General features: G+C 62.5%; 14 protein-coding genes. 10 read left to right on the top strand and 4 right to left on the bottom strand.

The features are described 5' to 3' along the window. Positions 1 to 36: 36 nt before the first annotated feature. Genes rplI through rpsF form a run of 4 tightly spaced genes read right to left on the bottom strand, consistent with a single transcriptional unit; the run spans position 37 to position 1,487 of the window. On the bottom strand, positions 37 to 489 hold the full coding sequence (gene rplI, locus IB236_RS02805) for a 50S ribosomal protein L9 (protein WP_015013247.1): 453 nt from the start codon (positions 487 to 489) through the stop codon (positions 37 to 39). 12 nt (positions 490 to 501) lie between these two features. Beyond that, entirely contained in the window at positions 502 to 783 is a 282-nt protein-coding gene (gene rpsR / locus IB236_RS02800; RefSeq protein ID WP_005795932.1) for a 30S ribosomal protein S18, read from the bottom strand. A 17-nt stretch (positions 784 to 800) separates the two neighbouring features. Next, positions 801 to 1,091 (bottom strand): primosomal replication protein N, encoded by a 291-nt coding sequence (priB, locus tag IB236_RS02795; RefSeq protein WP_192418700.1) that lies wholly within the window; start codon positions 1,089 to 1,091, stop codon positions 801 to 803. An 18-nt stretch (positions 1,092 to 1,109) separates the two neighbouring features. Beyond that, positions 1,110 to 1,487, bottom strand: coding sequence for a 30S ribosomal protein S6 (gene rpsF / locus IB236_RS02790; protein WP_015013245.1), 378 nt, complete (start codon positions 1,485 to 1,487; stop codon positions 1,110 to 1,112). A 308-nt stretch (positions 1,488 to 1,795) separates the two neighbouring features. Here rpsF and grpE point away from each other — a divergent pair, with 308 nt between their 5' ends. From grpE to asd, 10 genes are all read left to right on the top strand, one after another. Continuing rightward, positions 1,796 to 2,347 (top strand): nucleotide exchange factor GrpE, encoded by a 552-nt coding sequence (grpE, locus tag IB236_RS02785; protein WP_056747651.1) that lies wholly within the window; start codon positions 1,796 to 1,798, stop codon positions 2,345 to 2,347. A 93-nt stretch (positions 2,348 to 2,440) separates the two neighbouring features. After that, complete coding sequence (gene dnaK / locus IB236_RS02780) at positions 2,441 to 4,390, top strand: molecular chaperone DnaK (RefSeq protein WP_056061472.1); 1,950 nt, start codon at positions 2,441 to 2,443, stop codon at positions 4,388 to 4,390. Positions 4,391 to 4,474: 84 nt separating this feature from the next. Then, on the top strand, positions 4,475 to 5,620 hold the full coding sequence (dnaJ, locus tag IB236_RS02775; RefSeq protein WP_056061470.1) for a molecular chaperone DnaJ: 1,146 nt from the start codon (positions 4,475 to 4,477) through the stop codon (positions 5,618 to 5,620). A gap of 154 nt (positions 5,621 to 5,774) precedes the next feature. Continuing rightward, on the top strand, positions 5,775 to 7,139 hold the full coding sequence (locus IB236_RS02770; protein WP_192418698.1) for an MBL fold metallo-hydrolase: 1,365 nt from the start codon (positions 5,775 to 5,777) through the stop codon (positions 7,137 to 7,139). A 135-nt stretch (positions 7,140 to 7,274) separates the two neighbouring features. Then, positions 7,275 to 8,252, top strand: coding sequence for a LysR family transcriptional regulator (locus tag IB236_RS02765; RefSeq protein WP_192418697.1), 978 nt, complete (start codon positions 7,275 to 7,277; stop codon positions 8,250 to 8,252). A 21-nt stretch (positions 8,253 to 8,273) separates the two neighbouring features. Then, the gene (gene leuC / locus IB236_RS02760; RefSeq protein WP_108499829.1) at positions 8,274 to 9,695 is read left to right on the top strand and encodes a 3-isopropylmalate dehydratase large subunit; all 1,422 of its coding nucleotides are present in this window, start codon (positions 8,274 to 8,276) and stop codon (positions 9,693 to 9,695) included. 69 nt (positions 9,696 to 9,764) lie between these two features. After that, positions 9,765 to 9,890: an entericidin A/B family lipoprotein gene (locus IB236_RS02755; protein ID WP_005795904.1), complete on the top strand. Its 126-nt coding sequence runs from the start codon at positions 9,765 to 9,767 to the stop codon at positions 9,888 to 9,890. An 11-nt stretch (positions 9,891 to 9,901) separates the two neighbouring features. Beyond that, entirely contained in the window at positions 9,902 to 10,552 is a 651-nt protein-coding gene (leuD, locus tag IB236_RS02750) for a 3-isopropylmalate dehydratase small subunit (RefSeq protein ID WP_056061459.1), read from the top strand. A 76-nt stretch (positions 10,553 to 10,628) separates the two neighbouring features. Next, on the top strand, positions 10,629 to 11,702 hold the full coding sequence (gene leuB / locus IB236_RS02745; protein ID WP_099729718.1) for a 3-isopropylmalate dehydrogenase: 1,074 nt from the start codon (positions 10,629 to 10,631) through the stop codon (positions 11,700 to 11,702). Between the two features lie 403 nt (positions 11,703 to 12,105). After that, entirely contained in the window at positions 12,106 to 13,236 is a 1,131-nt protein-coding gene (gene asd, locus IB236_RS02740; RefSeq protein WP_192418695.1) for an aspartate-semialdehyde dehydrogenase, read from the top strand. The last annotated feature ends 194 nt before the right edge of the window (positions 13,237 to 13,430 follow it).

The following is a 13,430-nucleotide window of genomic DNA, read 5'->3' as shown; positions in this document are numbered from 1 at the left end:
CCAAGGGCGGCTTTTTTGAGAGGTCCTGACGGACGATCAGGCGGTTTCGCCGTAGACCGACACGTTGACTTCCACGACCACGTCGGTGTGCAGAGCCACGCTCACAGCGCTGTCGCTCACGACCTTGATCGGGCCGTTGGGCAGGCGGATTTGCGACTTGGCAACCTTGTAGCCTTGCTTATTCAGCTCTTCGGCGATGTCATGGTTGGTCACGGAACCAAACAGACGGCCATCCACGCCAGCCTTTTGTGTCAGCTTGACAGTGGTACCGGCCAGCTTTTCACCTTGGGCCTGTGCTTCTGCCAGCTTGGCAGCAGCGGCCTTTTCGAGTTCAGCGCGCTTGGCTTCGAACTCTGCCTTGGCAGCTTCGGTGGCGCGACGTGCGCGGCCGGCGGGAATCAGAAAGTTGCGGGCGTAGCCGTCTTTGACCTTGACGATTTCACCGAGGTTGCCGAGGTTCACAACCTTGTCGAGCAGGATGATTTGCATGGGTTGTGCTCCTTAGATCTTGTGCTGGTCGCTGTAAGGCACCAGGGCCAGGAAGCGTGCGCGCTTGATGGCAGTGTTCAGCTGACGCTGGAAGATGGCGCGCGTGCCGGTCAGGCGTGCGGGGATGATCTTGCCGTTTTCGGCGATGAAATCGCGCAGCGTATCGACATCCTTGTAGTCGATTTCTTCAACACCGGTCACCGTGAAGCGGCAAAAGCGCTTGCGCTTGAACAGCAGGGACTGGGTGTTGCGCTTTGGGCGCTTGTCTTTGTTGAACTTCTTGAACGTGGCCATTGCGGACCCCTTGAAAATTAATTTTGTTGAATATCCTGGATGTGCAGCACTGCAGTCTTGCCATTGCGCGGTGTGGCCAGAAATCCATGAAAAGTCCAGAGACTTCCGATGTTTTGCCTTGCCAGTCGCTCAGCCATCGCTCCAAATGCGGTGGCTTTTATGGCGGTCTTGACTTCGCGGGGATGGCCTGCTTCGGTTTGCTGGGACTCGTGTTCGAGGCGCAGCGTGAGGGCAGGCAGTCCGGCGGGCGTGTATCGCAGGGGCTCAGCCTCTGCGATGCAGGCGGTCAAGACGACGCGGTTCTCCACTCCAAAGAGAGAAGAGGATCAACGCTCGCCGGCCGCTGCGTATTCAGCTTGGCTGGCCTTGCGGGCTTCTTCGCGCTCGACGGTCTTCATCATGGAGGAAGGACCGGTTTCAGCCTTCTTCTTTTGCACGGTCAGGTGGCGCAGCACGGCGTCGTTGAACTTGAAGGCGTGCTCCAGTTCAGCCATCACAGCCTGGTCGGCTTCGATGTTCACGCACAGGTAGTGGGCCTTGGCCAGCTTGTTGATCAGGTACGCCAGTTGACGACGGCCCCAGTCTTCCACGCGGTGCACCTTGCCACCGCCAGCGGTGATCATGCCCTTGTAGCGCTCCAGCATGGCTGGAACTTGTTCGCTTTGATCCGGATGGATCAACAAAATGATTTCGTAATGACGCATGCAGACTCCTTTTGGGTGAGACCACCCACCGCGTCTAGAAGTGGTGTGGCAAGGGAAAGCCCGCGATTATAACCCGACCGCTTGCGCTTGTACACTCAGCACACCCGCTACAGCATCGTCCACACCCCATTTGTCCAGCCATGGAAGGTGCGGCCCTTGCAAAAACGGCGGTTGGGCCGACATGCCTTACAACCACTTGCGCCAACCCAGTGCCGTCATAACGACAAATCCCTGGCGCAGACCTTGATATTTCCCGGCAAGCCCCCAGATGCCGCGCGTACTGCTTTTTTACCTCTTCAAATCCTGACATGTCAGACCACAGCCAAACCAACCCCTCCCCAAGCGCCCCCGCCCCCGAAGAAGTCGAAGCCGCCATGGCCGCCCACGCCTCCGATGAGCTGGCACGCCTGCAGGGCGAGCTGGCCGAGCTGAAGGCCAAAAGTGCCGATCTGGCGGACCAGTTCCTGCGCGCCAAGGCCGAGGCGGAGAACGCCCGCCGCCGCGCTGAAGAGGAAGTGTCCAAGGCCCGCAAGTTCGGCATCGAGAGTTTTGCCGAGAGCCTGCTGCCCGTGGCTGACAGCCTGGACGCGGCCCTGGCCATCAAGGAGGCCACGCCCCAGCAGCTGCGCGAAGGCGCCGACGCCACCTTGCGCCAGTTGACGTCTGCGCTGGAGCGCAACAAGGTGGTGGCCATCAACCCCGCCGCAGGCGCCAAGTTCGACCCCCACCAGCACCAGGCCATCAGCGTGGTGCCCGCGGAGCAAGAAGCCAATACTGTGGTGGCTGTGCTGCAAAAGGGCTACGTGATCGCGGAGCGCGTGTTGCGCCCAGCCTTGGTCACCGTGACTGCGCCCAAGTAAGCCTCAAAAAAATCGACCTGGAAGACTTGAAGCAAACCAAGTTATCCACAAGTTACTAGCCATCCAAACCATTCAAGCATTCGGAGAAAAATCATGGGAAGAATCATCGGCATTGACCTGGGCACCACCAACAGCTGCGTTTCCATCATGGAGGGCAACACGACCCGCGTGATTGAAAACAGCGAAGGTGCACGCACCACGCCCTCCATCGTGGCCTACCAGGAAGACGGCGAGATCCTCGTCGGCGCCTCGGCCAAGCGCCAGGCCGTGACCAATCCCAAGAACACGCTGTACGCCGTCAAGCGCCTGATCGGCCGCAAATTCACCGAAAAAGAAGTGCAAAAGGACATCGACCTGATGCCCTACAAGATCGTGGCTGCCGACAACGGCGACGCCTGGATCGAAGTGCGCGGCAACAAGCTGTCGGCCCAGCAGGTGTCCGCAGACATCCTGCGCAAGATGAAGAAAACGGCTGAAGACTACCTGGGCGAGCCCGTGACGGAAGCCGTCATCACCGTGCCCGCTTACTTCAACGACGCCCAGCGCCAGGCCACCAAGGACGCTGGCCGCATCGCTGGCCTTGATGTCAAGCGCATCATCAACGAGCCCACCGCTGCAGCCTTGGCCTTTGGCCTCGACAAGCAGGAAAAGGGCGACCGCAAGATTGCCGTGTATGACCTGGGTGGCGGCACGTTCGACGTGTCCATCATCGAAATCGCCGACGTGGATGGCGAAAAGCAGTTCGAAGTGCTGTCGACCAATGGTGACACCTTCCTGGGCGGCGAGGACTTCGACCAACGCATCATCGACTTCATCATCGGCGAGTTCAAGAAGGAACAAGGCGTGGACCTGTCCAAGGACGTCCTGGCCCTGCAACGCCTGAAGGAAGCCGCCGAAAAGGCCAAGATCGAGTTGTCGAATTCGGCAGCAACCGACATCAACCTGCCCTACATCACGGCCGACGCCTCGGGTCCCAAGCACCTGAACATCAAGCTGACCCGCTCCAAGCTGGAACAACTGGTGGAAGAGCTGATCGAGCGCACCATCGCTCCTTGCCGCATGGCGATCAAGGACGCGGGCGTGTCGGTGTCCGACATCCATGACGTGATTCTGGTCGGCGGCATGACCCGCATGCCCAAGGTGCAGGAGAAGGTCAAGGAATTCTTCGGCAAGGACCCCCGCAAGGATGTGAACCCTGACGAAGCCGTGGCCGTGGGCGCCGCCATCCAGGGCCAAGTGCTGTCGGGCGACCGCAAGGACGTGCTGCTGCTGGACGTGACCCCACTGTCGCTGGGTATCGAAACCCTGGGCGGTGTGATGACCAAGATGATCACCAAGAACACGACCATCCCGACGAAATTCGCTCAGACCTTCTCGACGGCCGATGACAACCAGCCTGCCGTGACCATCAAGGTCTATCAGGGCGAGCGCGAAATGGCCACCGGCAACAAGCTGCTGGGCGAGTTCAACCTCGAAGGCATTCCACCCGCAGCCCGTGGTGTTCCGCAGATCGAAGTGTCGTTCGACATTGACGCCAACGGCATCTTGCACGTGGGCGCCAAGGACAAGGGCACCGGCAAGGAAAACAAGATCACCATCAAGGCCAACTCGGGCCTGTCGGAAGAAGAAATCCAGAAGATGGTGAAGGACGCCGAGCTGAACGCTGCGGACGACAAGAAGAAGCTGGAACTGGTGCAGGCCCGCAACCAGGGTGAAGCCGCTGTGCACAGCGTCAATAAGAGCCTGGCCGAACACGGCGACAAGCTCGACGCAGGTGAAAAGGACGCGATCGCTGCAGCCGTGAAGGCCCTCGAAGAAGCCCTCAAGGGTGAAGACAAGGCCGCGATTGACGAAAAGACGACCGCGCTGATGGCCGCCAGCCAGAAGCTGGGCGAGAAGATGTACGCCGAATCGCAGGCAGCGCAAGCCGCCCAGGCGGCCGGTGGTGCAGACGCCGCAGGCGCATCGGCCGGTGCAGCCAACAAGCCCGCAGACGACGACAACGTCGTTGATGCCGAGGTGAAGGAAGTCAAGAAGGGCTGAACGAGCCCCCGTTGACCCGAGCCGCCGCGCAATGCTCGTCAGGGGCTGCGCGGCGTTCCTGTTCCAACCGGGTTCTGAATCACTATGTCCAAACGAGACTTTTACGAAATCCTGGGTGTTCCGAAGAACGCCTCGGACGAAGAAATCAAAAAGGCCTATCGCAAGCTGGCGATGAAGCACCATCCTGACCGCAATCAGGGGGACGCAGCCAAGCCTGCCGAGGAGAAGTTCAAGGAGGCCAAAGAGGCCTACGAGATGCTCTCGGACCCACAAAAGCGTGCGGCCTATGACCAGTATGGCCATGCGGGGGTAGACCCCAACATGCGCGGCCCTGGTGGCGCGGGAGCAGAAGGATTTGGCGGTTTTGCGGAAGCCTTCGGCGACATCTTTGGCGACATGTTCGGCCAACAAGGCGGGCGCGGGCGTGGCGCCGGTGGACGCCAGGTCTACCGTGGCAGTGACCTCAGCTATGCCATGGAGATCACGCTCGAAGAAGCAGCTCGCGGCAAAGACGCGCAGATTCGTATCCCATCCTGGGACACCTGCGACACCTGCCATGGCAGCGGCGCCAAACCCGGCACCAGCGCCAAGACCTGCGGCACCTGCCAAGGCGCGGGCACCGTGCAAATGCGTCAGGGCTTCTTCAGCGTGCAACAGACCTGCCCCCACTGCCGTGGCACGGGCAAGATCATTCCTGAGCCTTGCACCACCTGCCATGGCCAGGGCAAGCTCAAGAAGCAGAAGACGCTGGAAGTGAAGATTCCTGCCGGCATCGACGATGGCATGCGCATCCGTTCCACCGGCAACGGCGAGCCGGGCACCAACGGCGGCCCGCCGGGCGACCTGTATATCGAGATCCGCCTGAAGAAACACGACATCTTCGAGCGCGACGGCGACGACCTGCACTGCCAGGTACCGGTGAGCTTCATCACAGCGGCGCTGGGTGGCGAGATCGAGGTGCCCACCCTGCAGGGCAAGGCGGCCATCGACATCCCCGAAGGCACCCAGGCCGGCAAGCAGTTCCGCCTGCGCGGCAAGGGCATCAAGGGTGTGCGCGCCAGCTACCCGGGTGACCTGTACTGCCACATTGCTGTCGAGACACCCGTCAAGCTCACCGAACACCAGCGCAAGCTGCTGCGCGAGCTGGAAGACTCCCTCAAGAAGGGCGGCGCACGCCATTCGCCCAGCGGCGAGAGCTGGACGGACCGGTTGAAGAACTTCTTCAGCTGATCACGCGCGGGTTTCCCGCCAAAAACCGCCTGCAGCCCCAAGGCCGCAGGCGGTTTTTTCTTGATGCAAGGCAAGAAACCCCCTGGCAACGTCCGCAGGCGCAATCCGACCAGTAGGATGGTCATCATCGATGATCACCCGGGAGTCTGGGCACATGAACGTCAACATCACCTTCCTGGGCGGCTCCGGCACCGTCACCGGCTCCAAGTACCTGGTGCGTTACAACGGCAAGAGCCTGCTGGTGGACTGCGGCCTGTTCCAGGGCTACAAGCAGTTGCGCCTGCGCAATTGGCAGCCCCTGCCAGTCACGCCGCACCAGATCGACGCCGTGGTGCTGACCCATGCCCACCTGGACCACAGCGGTTACCTGCCGCTGCTGGCGCGCGACGGCTACACCCACGCCATCCACTGCACCCCGGGCACACGTGACCTGTGCACCATCCTGCTGCCCGACAGCGGGCACCTGCAAGAAGAGGACGCGGCCTTCCTCAACCGCCACCAGCTCAGCAGCCACAGCCCCGCCCTGCCCCTGTATACCCGGCTCGACGCGCTGCACTGCCTCAAACAGTTTCAGATCCATGCCTTCCACAAGGCGTTCGAGCCCCTGCCCGGCTGGCGCGTGACGTTTTCGCCCGCAGGCCACATCCTGGGTGCGGCCAGCGTGCTGCTGGAGGTGGGCGGCAGGCGAATCCTGTTCTCTGGCGACCTGGGCCGGCCGGACGACTTGCTGATGAATCCACCGGACGCCCCGCCCCAGGCGGACACCGTGCTCATCGAATCCACCTATGGCGACCGGGAGCACCCGCCCGAAGGTCTGCTCGACGAACTGGGCCCCGCTCTACAGCGCCTGGCCGCACGCGGGGGCATCGCCGTGGTGCCCGTCTTCGCCGTGGGCCGCGCACAGGTCGTGCTGCACGCCATCGGGTTGCTGAAGGCGCAGGGTGTGGTGCCTGCATCGCTCAAGGTATTCCTCGACAGCCCCATGGCCGTGAGCACCACCGGACTGTTCCAGCACCACCTGCAGGAACACCGCCTGAGCGGCCGCGAGGTGCAGGCGCTAGAGCATGGCGCCACCATGGTCCAGACACCCGAGCAATCCAAAGGACTGGCCAAACTGCATGGTCCCATGGTCATCCTGTCGGCCAGTGGCATGGCTACCGGGGGCCGCGTACTGCACCACCTGGCACTGCACGCTGGCGATCACCGCAACATGATCATTCTGACCGGGCACCAGGCGCCGGGCACACGCGGCGCGCGGCTGGCTGAGGGCGAAAAGACCATCCGCATTCACGGCCAGGACGTGGCCGTGCGCGCCGAAGTGGTCAAGTTGTCTTCCGCATCGGCCCACGCCGACGGCAACCAGCTCATCGCCTGGCTGCGCAGCATGGGCCACGCGCCCGACCAGGTGTATGTGGTGCATGGCGAAATGAGCGCCGCCGACCTGCTGCGCCAGCGCATTGAACACGAATTGCGCTGGCGGGCCTCAGTGCCAGAGCACGGCAGCACCTGCGCGGCCTGAGCCCGGTCTCTTTCTGCACCCCAGGAGAGCCGCTCTCGCGCAGAAGGGCATCGCAGCCATCGCGTATCGCGATGTCAAACCACCAACAATGGGGAGAAAATATGAAACCTTCTCTTTCCGAGAAGTCAAAACCCCATGAAAAGCTCCGAGCGCAGTTTTGCGCGCCGTATTGACCTCACCTCGCTGCAATTGTTTGTGGCGGTGTGCGAGCTGGGCAGCATCGGCCGCGCCGCCGAGCGCGAATTCATTGCAGCATCGGCGGTCAGCAAGCGCCTGTCGGACCTGGAAACGGCTGTAGACACCGCCCTGCTCTACCGCCACAGCCGGGGTGTGACGCTCACGCCCGCCGGCGAGAGCCTGCTGCACCATGCGCGCACCGTGCTGTTTGGCCTGGAGCGTATGCAGGGCGAACTGAGTGAATATGCCGACGGCGTTCGCGGCCATGTCCGCATGCACGCCAACATCTCGGCCATCTTTCAGTTTCTGCCCGAAGACCTGGGCGCCTTTGCGCGCGAGCACAGCCAGATCAAGATCGACCTGCAGGAGCACCTCTCCAGCGATGTGCTGCACGCCGTGCAAGAAGGAGCCGCCGACCTTGGCATCTGCAACATCGGCATGGCGAACGGGGGCGGAGCCCTGGGGCTGCAGAGCCGCCCCTACCGCGCCGATAATTTGGTGCTGGTTGTGCCCCGAGCGCATGATTTATCTGCGCTGGATGCTATCAATTTTGAAGAAGTCCTGGACTGGGACATTGTGGGCCTGCACGCCAACAGCAGCATCAGCCTGGCCATGCGCGCAGCCGCTGCCGCCGCCGGGCGCCCCCTGCGCCAGCGCATCCAGGTGACGGGGCTGGACGCCATGTGCCGCATGATCGACAACGGCCTGGGCGTGGGCCTGCTGCCCGACCGGGCATTTGCGCTGATGCGCGGTGTGGGCAACCTGCAATCCATTCCGCTGAGCGATGCCTGGGCCCACCGCGAACTGCGCGTAGTAGCCCGCGACTTTGACGCCCTGCCCGTCACGGCGCGTTTGCTGGTGGAACACCTCTCACCCCGGGCAGAACCCGCCCCGGCGCACCCGGCCCCCGACACTAAAATCCAATCACCCACCTGAAAGCAGAAAGAAAGCCACGCCATGGGACGCACCCTGTACGACAAGATCTGGGACGAGCATGTCGTCCACACCGAAGAGGACGGCACTTCCATCCTCTACATCGACCGCCATCTGGTGCATGAAGTCACCAGCCCTCAGGCATTCGAGGGTCTGCGCGAAGCAGGCCGCAAGGTCTGGCGCATGAGCTCCATCGTGGCCACGGCCGACCACAACACGCCCACCACGGGCTGGGAAAACGGCTACGACGGCATCACCGATCCGATCAGCAAGGAACAGATCACCACGCTGAACGACAACATCGCGCAGATCACACCCGCCGCGTTCTTCCCGTTCATGCACAAGCGCCAGGGCATCGTGCACGTCATTGGCCCTGAAAACGGTGCCACCCTGCCCGGCATGACCGTGGTCTGCGGCGACAGCCACACCAGCACCCACGGCGCGTTTGGCGCACTGGCCCACGGCATCGGCACCTCTGAGGTCGAGCACGTGATGGCCACGCAGACCCTGCTGGCCAAAAAGGCCAAGAACATGCTGGTGCAGGTTGATGGCACCTTGGCCAAAGGCGTGACCCCCAAAGACGTGGTGCTGGCCATCATCGGCAAGATCGGCACGGCCGGCGGCACGGGCTATACCATTGAATTTGCAGGCTCCGTCTTCCGCGCCATGAGCATGGAAGGCCGCATGACCGTGTGCAACATGGCCATCGAAGGTGGTGCTCGCGCGGGTCTGGTGGCTGTGGACGACAAGACCATCGAATACGTCAAGGGCCGCCCCCTGTCGCCCACGGGCGTGGAATGGGACCAGGCCGTTGCGTACTGGAGGACGCTGCACTCCGACGCCGACGCAAAGTTCGACACCGTGGTCAAGCTTGATGCGGCCGACATCGTGCCGCAGGTCACCTGGGGCACCAGCCCCGAGATGGTGCTGGGCGTGGACGCTCGCGTGCCCGACCCGGACAAAGAAAAGGACGTCAACAAGCGTGGTGCCATCGAGCGCGCGCTGACGTACATGGGCCTGCAGCCCGGCAAGCCGATCAATGACATCACGATCGACAAGGTGTTCATCGGCAGCTGCACCAACAGCCGCATCGAAGACATGCGCGAAGCCGCCGCTGTGGTGAAGAACCTGGGTCGCAAGGTGGCCAGCAATGTGAAGCTGGCCATGGTGGTGCCCGGCTCGGGGCTGGTCAAGGAGCAGGCCGAGCGCGAGGGCCTGGACAAGATTTTTGTGGCCGCAGGCTTTGAGTGGCGCGAGCCCGGTTGCAGCATGTGCCTGGCCATGAACGCCGACCGGCTGGAGCCTGGCGAGCGCTGCGCCTCCACCAGCAACCGCAACTTTGAAGGCCGCCAGGGCGCTGGTGGCCGCACGCACCTGGTGAGCCCGGCCATGGCCGCAGCCGCTGCCGTGCACGGCCACTTTGTGGACATCCGCCAGTTCACCTGAGCTGATCATTCATCCCATCATCCGCCCGTTGTCCTCTCTACTGCCCCAACCGCCTGAAGGAGCCTTGTCATGAAAAAGACCGCCACCCTCATCGCCCTGTCCCTGGCCTTTGTGCTGGCTGGCTGCAACACCGTCAAGGGTGTGGGCCAGGACATTGGCAAAGCCGGCAGCGCCATCGAGCGGGCCGCTAAGTAACTGATACCGCCATGCAAAAATTCACTTTGCTCAAGGGCCTTGTGGCCCCCATGGATCGCGAGAACGTCGATACCGACGCCATCATCCCCAAGCAGTTCCTCAAGTCGATCAAGAAGACCGGCTTTGGCGTGAACCTGTTTGACGAATGGCGTTACCTGGACCACGGCGAGCCCGGCCAGGACCCCGCCAGTCGCAAGCCCAATCCCGACTTCGTGTTGAACCAGCCGCGTTACCAAGGCGCCAGTATCCTGATCGCACGCAAGAATTTCGGGTGCGGTTCCAGCCGCGAGCACGCGCCGTGGGCCTTGGATCAGTTCGGCTTCCGCGCCATCATCGCGCCCAGCTTTGCGGACATCTTCTTCAACAACTGCTTCAAGAATGGCCTGCTGCCCATCGTGCTGCCCGAGGCCACGGTGGCCCAGCTGTTCGATGAAGTGCTGGCCTTCCCCGGCTACCAGCTCACCATCGACCTAGAGCGCCAGGTCATCGTGCGCCCCCAGGGCGAAGAGATCCCGTTCGACGTGCAGGCCTTCCGCAAGTACTGCCTGCTCAACGGTTTTGACGACATCGGCCTGACCCTGCGCCAGTCGGACAAGATCAAGGCCTTTGAAGCCCAGCGGCTTGCCACCAAGCCCTGGCTGGCACACACCATGGTGTCGTAACTCAAAAATTCAGCCCAATCGGCCGCAAGCGCTACATCCATATGCGCTAGCAGCTATCAAAAACAAAGCAAAATCAATGAAAATCGCAGTTCTGCCGGGTGACGGCATCGGTACCGAAATCGTGGCCGAGGCCGTCAAGGTCCTCAACGCACTCGACCTGAAGTTCGAGATGGAATCCGCCCTGGTCGGCGGCGCCGCCTACGAGGCCCACGGCCACCCGCTGCCCGAGTCCACCCTCAAGCTCGCCAAGGAAGCCGACGCCATTCTGTTCGGCGCCGTGGGCGACTGGAAATACGACAAGCTCGACAGGCCCCTGCGCCCCGAACAGGCCATCCTGGGCCTGCGCAAGAACCTGGGCCTGTTCGCCAACTTCCGCCCTGCCATCTGCTACGAGCAACTGGTGGGCGCATCGAGCCTCAAGCCCGAACTGATCGCAGGCCTGGATATCCTCATCATCCGCGAGCTGACCGGCGACATCTACTTCGGCCAGCCGCGCGGCCGCCGCGTGGCCACCGACGGCCACTTCCCCGGTGCCGAAGAAGCGTTTGACACCATGCGCTACAGCCGCCCCGAGATCGAGCGCATCGCCCACGTCGCCTTCCAGGCCGCCCGCAAGCGCAACAAGAAGGTCACCAGCGTGGACAAAGCCAACGTGCTGGAAACCTTCCAGTTCTGGAAGGACGTCATGACCGAGGTGGGCCAGCAGTACCCCGACGTGGAACTCCAGCACATGTACGTGGATAACGCGGCCATGCAACTGGTCAAGGCCCCCAAGGCGTTTGACGTGGTGGTGACCGGCAACATGTTTGGCGACATCCTGTCGGACGAAGCCTCCATGCTGACTGGCTCCATCGGCATGCTGCCCTCGGCCAGCCTGAACAGCAGCAACCAGGGTCTGTACGAGCCCAGCCACGGCAGCGCCCCCGACATCGCCGGCAAGGGCGTGGCCAACCCGCTGGCCACCATCCTCTCGGCAGCGATGATGCTGCGCTTCAGCCTGAACCAGGAAGCCGCCGCCCAGCGCATCGAAGCCGCCGTGCAGAAGGTGCTGGCCCAGGGCCTGCGCACGCCCGACATCTACAGCGAAGGCACCACCAAGGTCGGCACGGCGCAGATGGGCGACGCGGTGGTGAAGGCGCTACAGGCGTAAATCACCCCAGCCGTCCGAGCTGCCCAGAGCGGCGGCGCGCGGCATCCGCAAAAGGCGATCCTCTGTGATCGCCTTTTTTATGGGCGCGGACCGACTCGCACACCCATCCAGCCCGCCAGGGGCACCGTTGCCGAGCAGACCATGGCGTGCTCGCAACGTTGCAAGCCCCGTGCAAGCCGCGATCTATTACAATCATGCCCATGTTTGCCGCCCGCCCGTTCGACCTGAACACCGCTACTGCCGCCCTGGCAGGCGTGGCTGTGCGCGCAATCACCACCAAAACCACGACCATTATTAAGGGCTGATCCAGCTCCGGTACCGTCGTGCGCCCTCTCCCGGCCAGACGAGCCGGGGCAAACAGTCTGGTCTGGCACTGTTTCTTAATCTGAAAAGGGGCGTTGAAATGAGCAAGTTGGTAGGTTTGGTCGGCTGGCGCGGCATGGTCGGCTCGGTGTTGATGGACCGCATGGTCGAGGAAAATGACTTCGACCTTATTGAGCCATTGTTCTTCTCCACATCCAATGCCGGCGGCAAGGCCCCTGCGCAGGCCAAGAACGAAACCACACTGCAAGACGCCTTCAACATCGACGCCTTGAAGCGCTGCGACATCATCGTCACAGCCCAAGGCGGCGACTACACCACCGAAGTCTTCCCCAAGCTGCGCGCCGCAGGCTGGAACGGCCACTGGATCGATGCTGCTTCGACCCTGCGCATGGAAAAAGACGCGGTCATCATCCTGGACCCGGTGAACATGCCCGTCATCAAGGACGCGCTGGCCAACGGCGGCAAGAACTGGGTGGGCGGCAACTGCACCGTGAGCTGCATGCTGATGGGCGTGGGCGCACTGTACAAGGCCGGGCTGGTCGAGTGGATGAGCACCCAGACCTACCAGGCGGCATCGGGCGGCGGCGCGCAGCACATGCGCGAACTGCTCACGCAATACGGCACGCTCAACGCCGAAGTGAAGGCCCTGCTCGACGACCCCAAGAGCGCCATCCTGGAAATCGACCGCAAGGTCATCGCCAAGCAGCGCGCACTGACCGGTGCAGAAACCGCCAACTTTGGCGTGCCGCTGGGTGGCTCGCTGATCCCCTGGATCGACAAGGACCTAGGCAACGGCCAGTCCAAGGAAGAGTGGAAGGGCATGGCCGAAACCAACAAGATTCTGGGCCTGGGCGAAGGCTTTGACTCCGCAGCCATTCCAGTCGACGGATTCTGCGTGCGCGTGGGCGCCATGCGCTGCCACAGCCAGGCCCTGACCTTCAAGCTCAAGAAGGACGTGCCCGTGGCCGACCTCGAAGCCATGATCGCCGCCGACAACGAGTGGGTGAAGGTGGTACCCAACACCCGCGAAGCCACCATCAAGGACCTGACACCCGTCGCCGTGACGGGCACCATGACCATCCCCGTGGGCCGCATCCGCAAGCTGGCCATGGGCCCCGAGTATGTCGGCGCCTTCACCATCGGCGACCAGCTCCTGTGGGGAGCCGCCGAGCCACTGCGTCGCATGCTGCGCATCTTGCTCAACGCCTGATCGTCTCACTTCATAAAGCGCGCGCAAGCCCCCTTGCGCGCGCTTTTTTACGCCTGAGACATCGACACACTCGGTTACGCTACGTTGGCAATTGGCAACATCTGCATGCCCCAATTTGGGGCACCGGGACCCCACTCAAAGCTTCGGAGCCACCTCAGCTTGTCAGTGCAAAACATTGATGCTATGGTGCTTTT

It is taken from the genome of Acidovorax sp. ACV02, from assembly GCF_014851475.1.
GTDB classification, from domain to species: domain Bacteria; phylum Pseudomonadota; class Gammaproteobacteria; order Burkholderiales; family Burkholderiaceae_C; genus Acidovorax; species Acidovorax delafieldii.
This window is presented reverse-complemented; position numbering and strand designations above follow the sequence as displayed.

Coding starts and splice junctions, on each gene's coding strand:
- IB236_RS02765 (WP_192418697.1), top strand. CDS start 7,275: ATGAAAAGCTCCGAGCGCAGTTTTGCGCGCCGTATTGACCTCACCTCG.
- grpE (WP_056747651.1), top strand. CDS start 1,796: ATGTCAGACCACAGCCAAACCAACCCCTCCCCAAGCGCCCCCGCCCCC.
- leuD (WP_056061459.1), top strand. CDS start 9,902: ATGCAAAAATTCACTTTGCTCAAGGGCCTTGTGGCCCCCATGGATCGC.
- dnaJ (WP_056061470.1), top strand. CDS start 4,475: ATGTCCAAACGAGACTTTTACGAAATCCTGGGTGTTCCGAAGAACGCC.
- dnaK (WP_056061472.1), top strand. CDS start 2,441: ATGGGAAGAATCATCGGCATTGACCTGGGCACCACCAACAGCTGCGTT.
- asd (WP_192418695.1), top strand. CDS start 12,106: ATGAGCAAGTTGGTAGGTTTGGTCGGCTGGCGCGGCATGGTCGGCTCG.
- leuC (WP_108499829.1), top strand. CDS start 8,274: ATGGGACGCACCCTGTACGACAAGATCTGGGACGAGCATGTCGTCCAC.
- rplI (WP_015013247.1), bottom strand. CDS start 489: ATGCAAATCATCCTGCTCGACAAGGTTGTGAACCTCGGCAACCTCGGT.
- leuB (WP_099729718.1), top strand. CDS start 10,629: ATGAAAATCGCAGTTCTGCCGGGTGACGGCATCGGTACCGAAATCGTG.
- rpsF (WP_015013245.1), bottom strand. CDS start 1,487: ATGCGTCATTACGAAATCATTTTGTTGATCCATCCGGATCAAAGCGAA.
- IB236_RS02770 (WP_192418698.1), top strand. CDS start 5,775: ATGAACGTCAACATCACCTTCCTGGGCGGCTCCGGCACCGTCACCGGC.
- rpsR (WP_005795932.1), bottom strand. CDS start 783: ATGGCCACGTTCAAGAAGTTCAACAAAGACAAGCGCCCAAAGCGCAAC.
- IB236_RS02755 (WP_005795904.1), top strand. CDS start 9,765: ATGAAAAAGACCGCCACCCTCATCGCCCTGTCCCTGGCCTTTGTGCTG.